Source organism: Streptomyces sp. NPDC051217, from assembly GCF_044455465.1.
Lineage (GTDB): Bacteria > Actinomycetota > Actinomycetes > Streptomycetales > Streptomycetaceae > Streptomyces.
Window position 1 is genome coordinate 257,078 of record NZ_JBITEV010000004.1, and the last position, 16,839, is coordinate 273,916.

General features: G+C 68.1%; 13 protein-coding genes and 1 tRNA gene. 2 read left to right on the forward strand and 12 right to left on the reverse strand.

The features are described from left to right. Positions 1-11: 11 nt before the first annotated feature. From ACIBBB_RS12450 to ACIBBB_RS12465, 4 genes are all read right to left on the reverse strand, one after another. Positions 12-914 (reverse strand): hypothetical protein, encoded by a 903-nt coding sequence (locus ACIBBB_RS12450; RefSeq protein ID WP_398981001.1) that lies wholly within the window; start codon positions 912-914, stop codon positions 12-14. Between the two features lie 29 nt (positions 915-943). Beyond that, positions 944-2,137 carry an MFS transporter gene (locus tag ACIBBB_RS12455; RefSeq protein WP_398981002.1) on the reverse strand — a complete coding sequence of 398 codons (1,194 nt, stop codon included), beginning with the start codon at positions 2,135-2,137 and terminating at the stop codon, positions 944-946. A 50-nt stretch (positions 2,138-2,187) separates the two neighbouring features. Beyond that, complete coding sequence (locus ACIBBB_RS12460) at positions 2,188-2,808, reverse strand: TetR/AcrR family transcriptional regulator (protein WP_398981003.1); 621 nt, start codon at positions 2,806-2,808, stop codon at positions 2,188-2,190. 183 nt (positions 2,809-2,991) lie between these two features. Next, positions 2,992-3,064, reverse strand: a tRNA-Leu gene (locus tag ACIBBB_RS12465). Between the two features lie 101 nt (positions 3,065-3,165). On the opposite strand from ACIBBB_RS12465, the gene ACIBBB_RS12470 reads away from it, so the two are divergent. Further along, positions 3,166-3,819 carry an ANTAR domain-containing response regulator gene (locus ACIBBB_RS12470; RefSeq protein WP_398981004.1) on the forward strand — a complete coding sequence of 218 codons (654 nt, stop codon included), beginning with the start codon at positions 3,166-3,168 and terminating at the stop codon, positions 3,817-3,819. A gap of 78 nt (positions 3,820-3,897) precedes the next feature. Here ACIBBB_RS12470 and ACIBBB_RS12475 read toward each other — a convergent pair whose 3' ends face one another. From ACIBBB_RS12475 to ACIBBB_RS12510, 8 genes are all read right to left on the reverse strand, one after another. Then, entirely contained in the window at positions 3,898-4,614 is a 717-nt protein-coding gene (locus tag ACIBBB_RS12475) for an ABC transporter ATP-binding protein (protein ID WP_189108589.1), read from the reverse strand. Further along, entirely contained in the window at positions 4,611-5,513 is a 903-nt protein-coding gene (locus ACIBBB_RS12480; RefSeq protein ID WP_398981005.1) for an ABC transporter ATP-binding protein, read from the reverse strand. Before ACIBBB_RS12480 ends, ACIBBB_RS12475 begins: the two co-directional genes overlap by 4 nt. Before the next feature lie 5 nt (positions 5,514-5,518). Then, entirely contained in the window at positions 5,519-7,315 is a 1,797-nt protein-coding gene (locus ACIBBB_RS12485; protein WP_398981006.1) for a branched-chain amino acid ABC transporter permease, read from the reverse strand. 5 nt (positions 7,316-7,320) lie between these two features. Then, positions 7,321-8,250 (reverse strand): branched-chain amino acid ABC transporter permease, encoded by a 930-nt coding sequence (locus ACIBBB_RS12490; RefSeq protein ID WP_329389016.1) that lies wholly within the window; start codon positions 8,248-8,250, stop codon positions 7,321-7,323. 103 nt (positions 8,251-8,353) lie between these two features. Next, a complete protein-coding gene (locus ACIBBB_RS12495) occupies positions 8,354-9,592 on the reverse strand; it encodes a branched-chain amino acid ABC transporter substrate-binding protein (RefSeq protein ID WP_398981007.1) in 1,239 nt (412 codons plus the stop codon). 269 nt (positions 9,593-9,861) lie between these two features. Next, the gene (locus tag ACIBBB_RS12500; RefSeq protein ID WP_398981008.1) at positions 9,862-10,458 is read right to left on the reverse strand and encodes a Tat pathway signal sequence domain protein; all 597 of its coding nucleotides are present in this window, start codon (positions 10,456-10,458) and stop codon (positions 9,862-9,864) included. Between the two features lie 271 nt (positions 10,459-10,729). Further along, positions 10,730-11,233, reverse strand: a complete 504-nt coding sequence (locus ACIBBB_RS12505; protein WP_398981009.1) for a PaaI family thioesterase — start codon at positions 11,231-11,233, stop codon at positions 10,730-10,732. Positions 11,234-11,447: 214 nt separating this feature from the next. Then, positions 11,448-13,784: an FdhF/YdeP family oxidoreductase gene (locus tag ACIBBB_RS12510; RefSeq protein WP_398981010.1), complete on the reverse strand. Its 2,337-nt coding sequence runs from the start codon at positions 13,782-13,784 to the stop codon at positions 11,448-11,450. 146 nt (positions 13,785-13,930) lie between these two features. On the opposite strand from ACIBBB_RS12510, the gene polA reads away from it, so the two are divergent. Then, positions 13,931-16,642, forward strand: a complete 2,712-nt coding sequence (polA, locus tag ACIBBB_RS12515) for a DNA polymerase I (protein WP_398981011.1) — start codon at positions 13,931-13,933, stop codon at positions 16,640-16,642. Positions 16,643-16,839 lie beyond the last annotated feature (197 nt).

The window sequence follows — 16,839 nt, forward strand, 5'->3', positions numbered from 1 at the left end:
TCACGCGAATGTCACCGGCCGAACTTCTGTGCCAGCCAGGAATCGTCCACATACTCGGTCGGCGCATGGAAATCGATCTCCAACTGGCGCAGGAACGAGCTGATCACGTACACCTTGTCGGGCTCGTGATTCCGCAAGGCCCCCACCAGACCCGGAACATCGAGGGGCTGGGTCTCACTGACGATGAGCGCCTTCGCGGCCTCCGCACCCGTGGACAGCGCGTGCATGCCCGGAATCGCGGTGATCACCGGAGTCGTCGGCTGGGCGAGGGCATTCCGTTTCAGGAGCGATTCGAGCCGCTGACGACTCGGCTCCCGGAACGGCGAGTGATAGGCCTGATGGGCGAGGGAACGATCCACGACCTGGAGATCCGCAGGGCCCTCGGCACGGGCCGATTCGAGCGCCGAACGTAAGCCGGAGACCATGATCATTCGGCCGGCGCCGTCGAAGATCGACCCGTAGTCGCAGGAGATGGTCATACGGCCCGGCTGCTCGTAGTAGCGCCAGTCGACGGGGGCCGGCACGAACGCGAACCCTATGGCCTCGTCCCGGTCGGTGTCCCGCAGGTGCCTCTCATGGAGGAAATTCACCACCAATTCCGTCGGGACCGCTCCGGACGAATGCAGTGCGGCGAGCTCACCCAGGGAGATGCCCCCGTACACGGCGGCGGCGCCCACATCGTCCTGGAGGATTCGCGCCACGCTGAGCATGGCGGCCATCTGTCTGTACCAGCGGAGCGGCACCGGATGAAGGTGGGAGACCTCTCCATCGATAAGTCTGTCCACCGGAATCCCGAGCACTTCGGCGATCTCGGAAAAGATCGCCTGCGCGGTGGTCGAGCTTCGCAGCATCGGTTCGTATCCGCGAAAGTCTGCCGTGGCGTCGGCGGGACCGAACAGAATGAAATTCTTCATCTCAACTCCATCCTTCACTCTTGTGGGAATCAAGGTTCCGCAAGAACCGCCTTACCGCTCAGCGTCTTCTTCGAGGCGCCGATGGCCAGCGCCAGCAGTGCCAGCGCGCTCAGTCCGAGGACGGCCGCGACGGCCGGCAGAAGTCCGGCTCCCACGCTGTTGAGAGTCAGGCCTCCGACAGCTCCGCCCAGTGAGACTCCGAGATAGGTGCTCGACGTGTTGAGCGCCAGTGCCTGAGCCGCCGCCGGTCCGGCGAGCAGATAGAGGCGGGCCTGGATCGCCGGAGAGTTCCAGAAGGCCATGCCGCCCCAGATGGTCCCGACCACGACGAGGACGGAGAACGGCACGGGACGGGCGAGCCAGAGCACCCCCAGGAGCACCATGATTCCGGTGAAGAGGCTGATTCCGGCGACCAGGGTCCGGTCCGGGCCCCACCGGTCGGTGGCCTTTCCACCTGCCCAGATACAGACGATGCCGGCGAAGCCGGAGAGGCTGAACGCGAGCGCGCGTTGATCGATGCTGGCCTCGCTCACCGCGGCGAGGTACGGCGCCATGTAGGTGAGCATCATCATCGATCCGGTCATGAGTGCGCAGTTCGCAAGGAGTCCGAGCGACACCGGTGGGCTGGCGAGGGCCCGCAACTGCTCGGCGACGGTGAGTACTTCACCGGTTTCGGCGCTCTCACGGGGCAGGGTCACCAGCAGGAAGAGCAGCGCCGCGACTCCGGCCACCGCCACCGCGACGAATGTCGCTCGCCAGCCGAAGTGACCGCCGATCCAGGTGCCGATCGGGACTCCGGCGGCGATCGAGCCCGTGACACCGAGCGCCACCACCGCGACGTACCTGCCGATATGGCCTTCCGGGGCACGCTCGGCGGCGTAGGCGAACACCGCCGGAGTCGAGGCCGCCGCCGCGAGCGCCGCGACGATCCGCAGGGCCACCAGAAGAGCGAAGCCGGTGGTCGACGCCGCCAGCAGGTTCGCCACGATGAAGATCAGGAACGAGGCGGTGAAAAGGCGCCGGCGAGACACCCGCGCCAGGGCGACCCCGGCGACCGGCGCGGCCAGGGCGACGGTGAGGGAGAAGACGGTCACCAACTGTCCCGCCTGGGCCTCGCTGACATCCAGGTCCCGGGCGATCTCCGGCAGGACCCCCGCGATCACATAGTCGTCGGTGTAGAGGACAAAAGCCGCAGCGAGCAGTGCGAACAGCCACGCGGGCACAACTGATCTCCTTCTGTGCTTCGACGGTGCCTGATGGTGCGTGGATCAGGTCAGTCGGCGGTCGGTACGGCGACGGGGGCGGTCACCAATATCGAGCACAGATGCGCCCGTAGCGTCTTGCGCAGACGTGCGACGCCGAGTGAGCCGTGCGGCGTCACGGAATCGACGATCAGGCCGCCCAGGACCGCGACGAGCCGTTCGGCCTCCTCGGCCGGCTCGGGCACATCGAGAACGACCAGGGCGTCCGTGATGACCAGCCGCATATCGGCGGCCATCTTCTCGGTCACCGGACGGAAGATCGGATTCACCCGTGCGGCAACGATGAATTCCATCAGCACGATCGACTCGACGCGGCGTTCCTCGTCGATCGGGAGCAATTCTTCGACCAGGGCTTGAAATGCATCAACGGCAGATTCACCTTCGAGTCCGACCAATGTGTCGGTCGAATACCGGGTGAGCCTTTTTCCCATGCGATCGCTGACCTCGGTCGCGGCGGCAATGAGGAGGTTCTGGTGATCGTCGAAATAGTGGCGCACCGATCCGATGTTCAATCCCGATTCGGCGGCGACCTTCCGCAGCGACAGACCGCTGAGGCCTTCGGCGACCAAGAGACGGAAACCCGCCTCGATAACATCCTTGCGACGCTGTTCAAGGTCAATTCGGGCTGGCATTTCAGAACAGTATCACAGCTGTGACAAAACGGGGAGGGGTCATGCGCGTCCAATGCCGTGCGGATCGGCTTGGGCGTGACTTGGCCCGTCGCGCCCTCCTGAACCGGGAGCGGGAGGGTCGCGCGATCACATGATCACGCGCGACCTCGGAGGTCTGATGCGATCATGGAAATGGAGGGAAAGTACCCCGGGTGGGATTCGAACCCACGCTGGATGGTGTTTGAGACCATTGCCTCTACCGCTGGGCTACCGGGGCGCCCTTTGAAACGAAGGAATTGGTGTCCCCTCCGTGTCACAACCATACCGTAGCTGGGTAGGCTCTTGACGAGCAGTATCTGCCTGGAACGAGGAGCCTCAGTGACCGCCCCCGAGTCGCCCCAGCCCGTCGCCGACGACGACAAGTCGCATGTCCCGCCCCTGACGACGCGAGTCGTCATCGCCGAGGACGAGGCGCTCATCCGCCTCGACCTCAAGGAGATGCTCGAAGAAGAGGGCTACTCCGTCGTGGGCGAGGCCGGTGACGGTGAGCGTGCCGTCGAGCTCGCGCGGGAGCACAAACCCGACCTCGTCATCCTCGACGTCAAGATGCCCGTCCTCGACGGCATCTCCGCCGCGGAGAAGATCGCGCGGGAGTCGATCGCGCCCGTCCTGATGCTCACCGCCTTCTCCCAGCGCGATCTCGTGGAGCGCGCCCGGGACGCCGGAGCCATGGCGTATCTCGTGAAGCCGTTCAGCAAGACGGACGTCGTGCCCGCCATCGAGATGGCCGTCTCGCGCTTCAACGAACTCAAGGCGCTGGAGCGGGAGGTCGCCGATCTGACGACCCGCCTGGAGACGCGCAAGCTCGTGGACCGCGCGAAGTCGATCCTGCAGACCCAGTACGGCCTCACGGAGCCCGCCGCCTTCCGGTGGATCCAGAAGACCTCGATGGACCGGCGGCTGTCGATGCAGCAGGTCGCCGAGGCCGTCATCGAGGACGACGAGGAGAAGAAGGCCGCGAAGGGGCAGTAGAGCGGCCCGCACGTATGCGAGAAGGCCCGCACCCCCTTCGGGACGCGGGCCTTCTCGCGTACGTACACGCGCGTGGACTCAGTCCTCGCCCAGATACGCCTTCCGCACGGACTCGTCGACCAGCAGGTCCTGCCCGGTGCCCGAGAGCACGACCTTGCCGACCTCCATCACATGGCCCTGGTCCGCCAGCGACAGCGCCGCCTGGGCGTTCTGCTCGACGAGGAGGATCGTCGTGCCCTGCGACTTGAGTTCGGCGATCGTCGCCATGATCTTCTGCATCATGATCGGCGAGAGTCCCATGGACGGCTCGTCCAGCATGAGCAGCTTGGGCCGCGACATCAGCGCCCGCCCCATGGCGAGCATCTGCTGCTCGCCGCCGGAGAGGGTGCCCGCCGCCTGCTTGCTGCGTTCGCCGAGGATCGGGAACAGCTCGTAGGCACGCTTGATGTCGCTGTCGATGCCGGCGGCGTCCTTACGGAGGAACGCGCCGAGCTTCAGGTTCTCCGCGATCGTGAGACGCGGGAAGATCCGGCGCCCCTCGGGGGAGTGCGCCAGACCCATCGCGACGATCTTGTGCGCGCCGACGCCCTGGAGCGGTTTGCCGTCGAAGACGATCCGGCCCCCGGAGGGCTTGAGCAGCCCGGACAGGGTGCGCAGTGTGGTCGTCTTGCCCGCACCGTTGGTGCCGATGAGCGTGACGATCTGACCGGCTTCGACGCTGAAGGAGATGCCCTTGACGGCTTCGATCTTGCCGTAGGCGACCTTGAGGTCCTCCACCTCCAGTAGTGCGGTCACTTGGTGTCTCCTTCTTTGCCTGCCGTGCTGTGTGCCTCCGCGGCCTCCACCTCGGAGACTTCCTCGGCGCCGGGAGCGCCCTCGTAGGGGGTGCCGAGATAGGCGGCGACGACCCGCTCGTCGGCCTGGACGACCTCGGCGGTGCCCTCGACGAGCTTCTCGCCCTGGACGAGTACGGCGACGCGGTCGCACAGGTTGAAGATGAAGCGCATGTCGTGCTCGATGACGAGTACGGCGATGCCCTGGTCGCGGATGGCGAAGACCAGGTCCTGGGTGGTGCGGGTCTCCTGCGGGTTCATACCGGCGGTGGGCTCGTCGAGCAGGAGGAGGCCCGGGTCGCTCGCGAGGGCGCGCGCGATCTCCAGCTTCCGCTGTTCTCCGTAGGGGAGGTTGCGGGCGAGGTGGTCGCGCTTGGCCGCGAGGCCGGTGAACTCCAGGAGTTCCATGGCGCGTTCCTCGGACTCTTTCTCCGCCTTCTTGAAGCCGGGGCCGCGCAGGAGTGCGGACCAGAGGCCTTCCTTGGTCCTGGTGTGGCGCCCGACGAGGACGTTCTCCAGGACGGTCATGTTGGCGAAGAGCCGGATGTTCTGGAACGTACGGGCGATGCCTGCCTTGGTGACCAGATGGGACTGGTGCGGCAGGACGGTGCCCTTGTAGCTGACGGTGCCCTCGGTGGGGACGTACAGACCGGTGAGGCAGTTGAAGAAGGTGGTCTTGCCCGCACCGTTGGGGCCGATGAGGCCGACGATCTCGCCGGTGTTGACCTGGAGATCGACGTTCTGTACGGCGGTGAGGCCGCCGAACTTCTTGGTGACGCCGGTGGCTTGGAGCACGGGGACGGCGGTCCCCGCGGCGGCCTTGGGGGATCCGGCGCCGGTGGGTTCGATGTCGGTGGTCATTCGGGTCACACCCCCGCTTTACTGAGGCCGATATCGCCCTTGGGGGCGTCCAGTTGCCCGGTCTCGTGGAATTCGAGCTGCTTCCTGCGGTCGGCGATGAGGCCCTCGGGGCGGAATCGCATCAGCAGGATCAGCGCGATGCCGAAGAGCAGCAGCTGGTAGTCGGACATGAACTGGAGCTTCGCCGGGATGAGGTAGAGCAGCGAGGCGCCGATGAGGGGACCGCTGACCGTGCCCATGCCGCCGAGGATGACGGCGGCGAGCAGGAACGCCGAGTTCGGCGGGACGGCTTCGACGAACTTGTACTGGGCGGGGGTGACGGTGAAGGTCACGTGGGCCTGTACGGTGCCGGCCATGCCCGCGAGGGTGGCGCCGAGCGCGAAGGCGAGCAGCTTGAGCCGGAAGGCGTTGATGCCCATGGCCCTGGCCGCGGTCTCGTCCTCGCGGATGGCGACCCAGGCGCGGCCGATGCGCGACTGGTCGGAGCGGCGGAAGACGGTCACCACGATGATCGTGAACAGCAGCATCAGCAGGTAGTAGTTGGAGAACCTGCCGAGTTCGACGCCCAGAATCGTATGTGGCTCCCCGAGGTTGAACCCGAAGAGGTCCAGGTCGGGGATGTTCGGGATGCCGTTGGAGCCGTTGGTGACATCGGGACCCGACGATCCATCGAGGTTCTGCATGGTGATGCGGAAGATCTCACCGAAGCCGAGCGTCACGATGGCCAGGTAGTCGCCGTGCAGTCGCAGCGTCGGCGCGCCGATGACGACACCGAAGATCAGCGACGCACCGGCGCCGCAGAGGACGGCGGCCCAGAACGGGAGCTGGATCCCGATGGTGGACGACGGCGATCCGGAGACGAGGGCGGCCGTGTAGGCGCCGACGCCGAGGAAGGCGACGTATCCGAGGTCGAGCAGGCCGGCGAGGCCGACGACGACGTTGAGCCCGAGCGCGACGGTGGCGAAGATGAGGATGTTCGTACCGATGGAGGCGTACGCGTCGTTGCTCTGGGTGAACGGGAAGGCGAACGCGGAGACGAACGCCGCGGTCACGGTCACGTTCTTGTGCTTCGAGGTCAGGCTCGCGAGGCGGCGGTTGAGGCCGGCCCGCGAAACGGCGGTCGCGCCGAAGGCGACGAGGAGGATGTAGCCGATGAAGAGCTCGGCGGCCTCGGTGTCGATGCCGTACGTGAAGACGAACAGGCCGAGCCCGAAGGCGGCGGCGATGATGAGGATCTCGGCCCAGCCGGGGAGCGGTGCGGCTTCCTCGGGCGTGGGGGCCTTGAACGACTGGACGAGCCGCTGCCAGGCGTTGGGGCTGGGGTGCTCGTGCGGGACGTCGCAGGGGAGGCCGAGGGCCGCGACGAGCGTGATCAGCGAGGCGACGGCGGCGACGTAGCCGCCCGGTTCGAGGTTGGCCAGTCCGCCGAGATTCACGGCGATCGCGATGACCGTGTACCAGGTGGTGGCGAACGTACCGAGGGCGAGGAGAAGGACGGGGCCGTTCTTGCCGCCGGGGGAGAGCCAGCCGAGGCCGCGTACGCCGTAACCGGAGGCGACGAAGAGCAGGGTCAGCAGCGCACCGGTGAGGGTGAGCAGCTGGAGGCCGCCGGGGTAGCCGGTGACCGTGAGGTCGCCGGGGAATTCGGCGGTCCAGGTCCAGGCGAGGAAGGTGCTCGCGAACGTCGCGACGGCGCCGATCGCGGCGCCGACGCTCGCCACCGCGGGCGGCAGGCCGATGACGGGGCGCTGCTCCCGGTGGGCCGGGGGCACGGTGGTCGTCTTGGATGTGGTGGTGGTCATCGGTATCACGCCCTGTCCGAGACGCGCGCGCCGAGCAGACCTTGAGGCCTCAGCAGCAGTACGAGGATGAGGAGGACGAACGCCCACACGTCCTTCCAGGCGCCGCCGCCGAGCTGCGACATGCCGGGGATGTTCTCGATGTAGGCGGTGGCCATGGACTCGGCGAGGCCGAGGACCAGGCCGCCGATCATGGCTCCGTAGATGTTGCCGATACCGCCGAGGACCGCGGCCGTGAAGGCCTTGAGACCGGCGATGAAGCCCATCTTGAAGTTGACCTCGCCGTACTTGAGGCCGTGGGCGACCGCCGCGATGGCGGCGAAGGCGGCACCGATGGCGAACGCGGTGACGATGATGCGGTCGGTGTTGATACCCATCAGCTTGGCCGTGTCCGGGTCCTGCGACGTGGCCTGCATGGCGCGCCCGGTGCGGGTCTTGGAGACGAACACGCCGAGCGTGATCATGCACAGGGGTGCGGCGATGAGCAGGAAGAGGTCGCCGCGGCTGATGGCGAACGCGCCGAAGTCGAGCCTGCCGCCCTCGAACTCGGGGAAGGGGCGGGACTTCGTGGCGTCCGGGTAGAAGGCCCAGATGGCTTGCTGGAGTGCGATGGAGAGGCCGATCGCGGTGATCAGTGGCGCGAGCCTGGGCGCGTCACGCAGGGGCCGGTAGGCGAAGCGTTCGGCTCCTACGGCGACGAGCACGGAGCAGGCCATCGCCATGAGGATCATGAGGGGCAGTGCGATGAGCAGACTGGTACCGCTGGGCAACCAGAGAAATGCGGTCAGCGCACCGAAGCCGCCGATCATGAATATCTCGCCATGGGCGAAATTGATGAGCTGGACTATGCCATAGACCATCGTGTAACCGATTGCGATGAGTCCGTACAGCGCGCCGAGTAGCAGGCCGTTGGCAAGTTGCTGCGGCAGATCGTTCACCGCGGGGCCTCCGAATGAGTGGGGTCAGATACGGCCGCGGGGGGGCGCTGTGGCGCCCCCGCGCGGTGGTAGGTCCTACAGGAGGGAGGGCTGGTGAGCCCGGTCAGCCCTCGAACACGCCCGTCTTGACGGGGACGTGCTTGCCGCCCTTCACCTCGTAGAGGGAGAGCTGCTTGTTCACGGTGTCGCCGAACTCGTCGAATCCGACCGTGCCGGTGACGCCGTCGAACTTGACGTCCTGCATGGCCTCGGTGATCTGCTTGCGCGCGTCCTTGACGTCGCCGGGCAGCTCGCCGTCGTTCTTCTCCACGACTGCCTTCACGGCCTGGATGATCGCCCAGGTCGAGTCGTAGGCGTAGCCGCCGTACGCCTCGAACGCGCCGTCGTAGCCGCCGGCCGCGTAGTCCTTGATGAAGGTCTTGGCGGTTTCCAGGGTCTCCAGGGGCGCGCCCACGGAACTGGCGAAGTCGCCTTCGGAGTTCTTCTTGCCCAGCTTGATGTACTCGGCGCTGAAGAGAGCGTCACCACCGACGGTGGGGATCTTGGCGCCGGCGTTCTTGATCTGGCTGGCCAGCGGGGCACCGGCCGGGTACTCGCCGCCGTAGTAGACGAAGTCGGCGTCCTTCTGGGCGACCTTGCTCGCGACGGACGAGAAGTCCTTGTCGTCCGGGTTGATGTGGTCGGTGCCTACGACCTTGCCGCCGAGCTTCGTGAACTCGGCGGAGAAGGTGGCGGCGAGACCGGCTCCGTAGGTCTTCTTGTCATCGATGACATAGACCTTCTTGAGCTTCTGCTCGTTGAACATGAACTGCGCGGCGTACGGGCCCTGAATGGCGTCCGTGGTCGCCGTGCGGAAGTACGTGTCGAAGCCCCGGACCTTCTTGCCGCTCTGCCAGTCCTTGCCCTGAGTCATCTCGGGGTTGGTGTTGGCGGGCGAGACCTGGACCAGGTTGTCGTTGGCGAAGACCTTCTGCATGGCCTGGCCGACGTCGGAGTTCAGGGGGCCGACAACGCCCATGACGTCCTGGTTGCCGACGAGCTTCGTGGCGTTCTGCTGGCCGGTCGCGGCCTGGGCGACGTCGTCCAGGGACTCCAGCTCGAAGGTGATGCCTTCGACCTCGTTGTTCTTGTTTGCCGTTTTGACGGCGAGGTCGGCGGAGTTCTTGATGCCCTGGCCGAGCGCGGAGAGGTCTCCGGTCAGCGGCGCGTCGAGGCCGATGACGACGGTCTTCTTTCCGCCGCCGCCGCCCTCGCTGCTGTCGTCGCGGGAGCCGCAAGCGGAAAGCGTGAGGGCTCCTACAGTGACCGCAGTGGTGACTATGAACAAGGAACGGTGACGCACGATCAGTCCTTTCCTCTGGCACGGCTGTCCCTGACTGGGAAGCCGGGTCGAGCGCTGGAACCGAACTGAAAGTAATCCGGTGGCGCGGTGACTGGCCGTGACTCTAAGCGCGCTGGTGGGGGTGGTGCAGAGGTGGGACCAAGGATGTGACGCTCTTGTTATGACGGAAGCGTGGTGAAGCCCGTGCCGGAGGGGAAAGACGTGTGATTTGAGACTGTTGGTGAGTCCACATACTGAGAACCAGCAGGACCACGCCGGTAATCGGGCGATTACGGAGCGGAACGGGTGCATGCCTTTTCGATGGCCGCGCCGAGGTCTTCCGGGTATCCGCCGCCGAGGATACGGCTCTGTTTCTGGACCGCCCGTTCATTACGCAACGTGACATCCAGGAAGGGGAGCCCGGCATTCCGTGGTACTTCCCCGCAGTCGAGCACGTAGACGGTCACCAGCACCTCCCGGGAGCCTCCGGCCGGCACGGTGAACGGCGCCGGCGGTTCGGTCGAAACGGCCAGCGCCGCGGACGGCTGGGTGAGGGCGTCGACCGTGACGCGCCGGCCGGGTTCGGTCGAGATGCTGACGCCGAAGGTGAACGCGCCCGCGTGCTCGCTCTCCGGCGCGGCGCCCCCGTAGGCGAAGCCAACTACCTGCGACGGCCAGGGCGGTGGTGGCTCGGGAGGTGGCGAGGGGGCCGTCAGGACGTACACGCATCCGCCCGCCGTGAGGGTCGCGGCGACGCCCAGAACGGCCTTGCGGCGGTGCCGCGGGGGCACCGTGAGGCGGATGCGAGGCCGCGCCGCCCCGGTGAGCAGGGCCTCGGGATGGTGACAAGTGTCCTCGCCCGGTTCGACGGGGCCGATACCGCTCATGCGCCGACGCTAATGCGCATCGGGCGCCACGACAATGGATCGCACCGCAAGGTGTAACACAACGTCACCATCGAGGGTCCCACCTGGCTCTCCTTTGTCGGGGTCCGGCGGCGGACGGGGCGCCGCGGGAGTCCCTGCGGGCCTTCGTTTCCGCCGTGTTTCAAGGCCGTCCGACGCCGGTCGCGCGTCTCACCTGTTGGTCACCGCGGGCCGCGAGAGGCCCGTTCGGTGCCTTTCCCGGCCCGTTTGAGCATCCCTTGAGGTTCGCCCCTCAGCCTTCTTTCCGCGCCATGAATCCGGTGCCGTCGCCGCTCTGGAGAAGACACGTCAAGCGGGCCGTGCACACCCGCTTCCCCTGTTCGTCGGTGATCGCGATCTCGTACGTCGCGGTGGAGCGGCCCCGGTGGAGCGGGGTGGCGACGCCGGTCACCACTCCGCCACGCGCGCCGCGGTGATGCGTGCAGTTGAGGTCCACGCCCACGGCGATCTTGTTGCGTCCGCCGTGCAGCATCGCGCCGATGGAGCCGAGGGTTTCGGCCAGTACGGCCGAGGCGCCGCCGTGCAGCAGCCCGTACGGCTGGGTGTTGCCCTCCACGGGCATGGTGGCGACGACGCGCTCGGGGGACGCCTCGGTGACCCGCACGCCCATCCGGCTGCCGAGGTGCCCGGCCGAGAAGAGCGACGTCAGGTCGGTGTCGTACGGCGCGTACTCGTCGACGATCTCCTTCGGGAACGTCGCCGCGGACTCGTCGTTCGCTTCTGGCTGCTCACCCATGGGTCCGGCTCCGATCGGCTGTGTGGTGCGATACGTGTTCAATGCATGTTTCGGTGCGTTCCGCCGCGCGCGATTCCGCGACCGGCTCCGTGCGTGGGTCCGCGCGTGGGTCCACGCGGGCTGGTAGGCACCGTCTTATCAGATGACTGAGCGAACGCTTAGGTGGGGCGGCGCTCGGACGGACCGACGCGCGGAGGCGGACCGGGAAGTTCCGTCAGCGGTGCTCGAAGCGCACCACGACGGACTTGCTCGCCGGGGTGTTGCTGGTGTCGGCCGTGGAGTCCAGCGGCACCAGCACGTTCGTCTCCGGGTAGTAGGCGGCGGCGCAGCCGAGGGCCGTGGGGTAGTGCACCACCCGGAAGCCGCTCGCGCGCCGCTCGACACCGTCCTTCCACTCGCTGACCAGATCCGTGTACGAGCCGTCGGCCAGGCCCAGTCGGCGTGCGTCGTCCGGATTCACCAGGACTACGCGGCGGCCGCCCTTGATGCCCCGGTAGCGGTCGTCGAGGCCGTAGATCGTGGTGTTGTACTGGTCGTGCGAGCGCAGCGTCTGGAGCAGCAGCCGGCCCTCCGGCAGCGCCGGGTACTCGACGGGCGCGGCGGTGAAGTTGGCCTTGCCGGTGGAGGTGGGGAAGCGCCGTTCGTCGCGCGGGGCGTGCGGGAGCTGGAAACCGCCGGGCCTGGCGACGCGTTCGTTGAAGTCCTCGAAGCCGGGGACGACACGTGATATGCGATCGCGGATCGACCCGTAGTCCTTCTCGAAGTCCTCCCAAGGAGTCAGCGACTTCGGACCGAGGACGGCACGCGCCATCCGGGCGACGATCGCCGGCTCGGACAGCAGGTGCGGGCTCGCGGGGGCGAGGTTGCCGCGCGACGCGTGCACCATGCCCATCGAGTCCTCCACGGTCACGATCTGCCTGCCGCCCGCCTGCACGTCCTTGTCCGTACGGCCGAGGGTCGGCAGGATCAGGGCGCGCGCGCCGGTCACCGCGTGCGAGCGGTTGAGCTTGGTCGAGACATGCACGGTCAGCCGCGCGTTGCGCATCGCCGCCTCCGTCACCTCGGTGTCCGGCGACGCCGAGACGAAGTTGCCGCCCATGGCGAAGAAGACCTTCGCGTCGCCGTCGCGCAGCGCGCGTATGGCCCGCACGACGTCGTAGCCGTGGTGACGTGGCGAGGTGATCCCGAACTCCCGGTCCAGGGCGTCGAGGAAGGCCGGCGCGGGCCGCTCGAAAATGCCCATGGTGCGGTCGCCCTGAACGTTGGAGTGTCCGCGTACGGGGCACACCCCCGCGCCCGGCCGGCCCACATTGCCGCGCAGCAGAAGGAAGTTGACGACCTCGCGAATGGTCGCGACCGAGTGCTTGTGCTGGGTCAGGCCCATCGCCCAGCAGACGATGGTGCGCTTCGACGCCAGCACCATGGACAGCGCGCGCTCGATGTCGGCGCGGTCGAGTCCCGTCGCGACGAGGGTCTCGTCCCAGTCGGCGGCCCGCGCGGCGGCGGCGAACTCCGTGAAGCCGTGGGTGTGCTCGGCGACGAACGCCTCGTCGACAGCGGCCGGGTCCGCCTCCGCCGCCTCCAGGATCAGCTTGTTCAGCAGCCGGAAGAGGGCCTGGTCGCCGCCTATACGGATCTGGAGGAAGAGGTCGTTGAGCGCCGCGCCCCTGACCATGCCCTGCGGCGTCTGCGGATTCTTGAACCGCTCCATGCCGGCCTCGGGCAGCGGATTCACCGAGATTATCCTCGCGCCCGCCGACTTGGCCTTCTCCAGGGCGGAGAGCATCCGGGGGTGGTTGGTCCCCGGGTTCTGCCCGGCGACGATGATCAGGTCGGCCTGGTGCATGTCCTCCAGGGACACGCTGCCCTTGCCGACGCCCAGGGTCTCGGAGAGCGCCGAACCGGACGATTCGTGGCACATGTTGGAGCAGTCCGGCAGATTGTTCGTACCGAACTCGCGGGCGAACAACTGGAACAGGAAGGCCGCCTCGTTGCTCGTACGGCCGGAGGTGTAGAACAGCGCCTCGTCGGGGGAGTCCAGCGCCGTCAGTTCCTCGGCGATGATCGCGAACGCGCGCTCCCAGCTCACCGGTTCGTAGCGGTCACCACCGCCATCACGGCCGCCGCCTTCACCGCTGTCACCGTCCGCGCTGTCGCCCGCGCCGCGCTCCAGGAGCATCGGCTGGGTGATACGGCCCTGCTGGCCCAGCCAGTAGCCGCTGCGCCTCGCCAGATCGGCGACCGGGTGCGCGGCGAAGAAGTCCGGCGTCACCCGGCGCAGCGTGGCCTCCTCGGCCACCGCCTTCACACCGTTCTCGCAGAACTCCGCCGTGTGCCGGTGGTCGCCCTCAGGCCAGGCGCAGCCCGGACAGTCGAAGCCGTCCTTCTGGTTGACCTTGAGCAGCGTCCGCGCCGCGCGCCGTACGCCCATCTGCTGCTGGGCCACCCGCAGCGAATGCGCCACGGCCGGCAGCCCGGCCGCGCTGTGCTGCGGGTCGGCGACCTGCGGCGCGTCCTGGACCGGGTCACCTGAAGGCGGCTTGCGTGCCATCACGCTCTTCCTCACTCGTACGGCGGGACTCGTCCCGCGATCCCGTCCCCCGACAACTCTCCCCCGATCCTGTCACGCACCGCCGGGGGCCCCTCGGGGTGGAGCGCGGGTCAGGATTGTCAGTGGGGCGTGGCAGGATCGGGTACGTGGCTGAGACAGCATCGAAGAAGACCGCAGACAACCGTCCTCGCCTGCTCCTCATGGACGGGCACTCCCTGGCGTACCGGGCGTTCTTCGCGCTGCCCGCGGAGAATTTCACCACCGGCTCCGGCCAGCCGACGAACGCCTTCTACGGCTTCGCCTCGATGCTGGCCAACACTCTGCGTGACGAGGCGCCCACGCACTTCGCGGTGGCCTTCGACGTGTCACGCAAGACGTGGCGCTCGGAGGAGTTCCCCGAGTACAAGGCGAACCGCTCCAAGACGCCCGACGAGTTCAAGGGCCAGGTCGAGCTGATCGGCGAGCTGCTGGACGCGATGAACGCGCACCGGTTCGCCATCGACGGCTTCGAGGCGGACGACGTCATCGCCACCCTCGCCACCCAGGCCGAGGAAGCCGGCTTCGAGGTCCTCATCGTCACCGGCGACCGGGACTCCTTCCAGCTCATCAGCGAGCACACCACGGTGCTGTATCCCACCAAGGGCGTCTCCGAGCTGACCCGCTTCACTCCGGAGAAGGTCCAGGAGAAGTACGGACTGACCCCCGCGCAGTATCCCGACTTCGCCGCCCTGCGCGGCGACCCGTCGGACAACCTCCCCGGCATCCCCGGAGTCGGTGAGAAGACGGCCGCGAAGTGGATCAACCAGTTCGGTTCCTTCGCCGAGCTCGTGGATCGCGCCGAGGAGGTCAAGGGCAAGGTCGGGCAGAATCTGCGCGAGCACCTGCCCTCGGTCAAGCTCAACCGCCATCTCACCGAGCTCGTGCGCACCGTCGAGCTGACGAAGACCGCGCAGGACCTGGAGCGCGCTCCGTACGACCGGACCGCCGTCACCGGTGTGCTCGACGTCCTGGAGATCCGCAATCCGAGCCTGCGCGAGCGGCTGCTCGGTGTGGACCCCGGCGCCGTCGCGGACGAGGCGCCGGCCCCCGAGGCGGGCATCGAGCTCGACGGCAAGGTCCTGGCCTCCGGCGAGCTGGCGCCGTGGCTCGCCGAGCACGGCGACGAGCCGCTGGGCGTCGCCCTCGTCGACACCTGGGCGCTCGGTACGGGCAGCATCAGCGAGGTCGCGCTGGCGGCGGCCGACGGCGCCGCAGCCTGGTTCGACACCACCCAGCTCGACGAGGCCGACGAGAAGGCCTTCGGCGCATGGCTCGCGTCGGCGGACCACCCCAAGGTGCTGCACAACGCGAAGAGCGCCATGCGGGTCGCCCCCGAGCACGGCTGGCGGGTCGGCGGCGTCACCATGGACACCGCGCTCGCCGCGTATCTGGTCAAGCCCGGCCGCCGTTCCTTCGCGCTCGACGCCCTCGCCGTCGAATACCTCGGACGCGAACTCGCCCCGGCCGCCGCCGGCGACGGACAGCTCGCCTTCGGCAGCGACGACCAGGCCGAGGCGGACGCCCTGATGACGCAGGCGCGCGCCGTGCTCGACCTCGGCGACGCCTTCACCGGACGGCTGGAGGAGGTCGGGGCCACTCGGCTGCTCCAGGACATCGAGCTGCCCACCTCCGCGCTCCTCGCCAAGCTGGAGCGCAACGGCATCTGGGCCGACCAGCCCCATCTGGTCACCCTGGAGCAGCAGTTCGCCGCCGCCGTGCAGCAGGCGGTCAAGGAGGCGCACGCGTCGGTCGGCCACGAGTTCAACCTCGGCTCGCCCAAGCAACTCCAGGAAGTCCTCTTCGGCGAGCTGGCCCTGCCCAAGACCAAGAAGACCAAGACCGGTTACACGACGGACGCCGACGCGCTGGCCTGGCTCGCCGCGCAGACCGAGCACGAACTGCCCGTCCTGATGCTCCGCCACCGCGAGCAGGCCAGGCTCCGGGTCACCGTCGAGGGCCTGGTCAAGATGATCGCGGCCGACGGCCGTATCCACACGACCTTCAGCCAGACGGTGGCGGCGACCGGCCGGCTCTCCTCCACCGACCCCAACCTGCAGAACGTGCCGGTGCGCACCGACGAGGGCCGCGCGATCCGCCGGGGGTTCGTCGTCGGCGAGGGCTACGAGTCGCTGATGACCGCCGACTACAGCCAGATCGAGCTGCGCGTCATGGCGCATCTGTCCGAGGACGCCGGTCTGATCGAGGCGTTCACCTCCGGCGAGGACCTGCACAACACCGTCGCCTCCCAGGTGTTCGGTGTGGAGCGGGCCGCTGTCACCCCCGACATGCGCCGCAAGATCAAGGCGATGTCGTACGGACTGGCGTACGGCCTCTCGGCGTTCGGTCTCTCCCAGCAGCTGAACATCGAGGCGGCCGAGGCGCGCGGCCTGATGGACACCTTCTTCGAGCGCTTCGGCGGCGTACGGGACTATCTCCAGCGAGCGGTCGAAGAGGCCAGGGCCACTGGCTACACGGAGACGATGCTCGGCCGTCGGCGCTACCTCCCGGACCTCACCAGCGACAACCGGCAGCGCCGTGAGATGGCCGAGCGGATGGCGCTCAACGCCCCGATCCAGGGCACGGCCGCGGACATCGTGAAGGTCGCGATGCTCCGGGTCGACTCGGCGCTGACCGAGGCCGGGCTGGCTTCGCGCATGCTCCTCCAGGTCCACGACGAAATCGTGCTGGAGATCGCCCCCGGTGAGCGGGAGCGGGTGGAGGAGCTGGTGATCCGCGAGATGGCGGCGGCCACGGAGCTGCGAGCGCCGCTGGACGTCTCCGTCGGCGTCGGCCCGGACTGGGACTCGGCCGCCCACTGACAGCGGGCCCTGCTCGTATCCCGCTCAGGGGTTCAGCGCGATCCCGTACGTGAACGGTCCGGGGCCGCCCGGCCGTTCGCGGCCGGGGGGGCCCCCCGCCCCCCCCCCCCGGGGGGGCGCCCCCCCCCCCCCCCGGCCCCGCCGCCCCCCCCCCCCCCCCCCCCCCGCGCCGCCCCCGAGCCGCGGGAAGGTGTGCC

Excerpts from the sequence above, each read along its gene's own strand:
- ACIBBB_RS12450 (WP_398981001.1), bottom strand. The coding sequence starts at position 914 with ATGAAGAATTTCATTCTGTTCGGTCCCGCCGACGCCACGGCAGACTTT.
- ACIBBB_RS12460 (WP_398981003.1), bottom strand. The coding sequence starts at position 2,808 with ATGCCAGCCCGAATTGACCTTGAACAGCGTCGCAAGGATGTTATCGAG.
- ACIBBB_RS12480 (WP_398981005.1), bottom strand. The coding sequence starts at position 5,513 with ATGACCACCGACATCGAACCCACCGGCGCCGGATCCCCCAAGGCCGCC.
- ACIBBB_RS12485 (WP_398981006.1), bottom strand. The coding sequence starts at position 7,315 with ATGACCACCACCACATCCAAGACGACCACCGTGCCCCCGGCCCACCGG.
- ACIBBB_RS12500 (WP_398981008.1), bottom strand. The coding sequence starts at position 10,458 with ATGAGCGGTATCGGCCCCGTCGAACCGGGCGAGGACACTTGTCACCAT.
- ACIBBB_RS12505 (WP_398981009.1), bottom strand. The coding sequence starts at position 11,233 with ATGGGTGAGCAGCCAGAAGCGAACGACGAGTCCGCGGCGACGTTCCCG.
- ACIBBB_RS12510 (WP_398981010.1), bottom strand. The coding sequence starts at position 13,784 with ATGGCACGCAAGCCGCCTTCAGGTGACCCGGTCCAGGACGCGCCGCAG.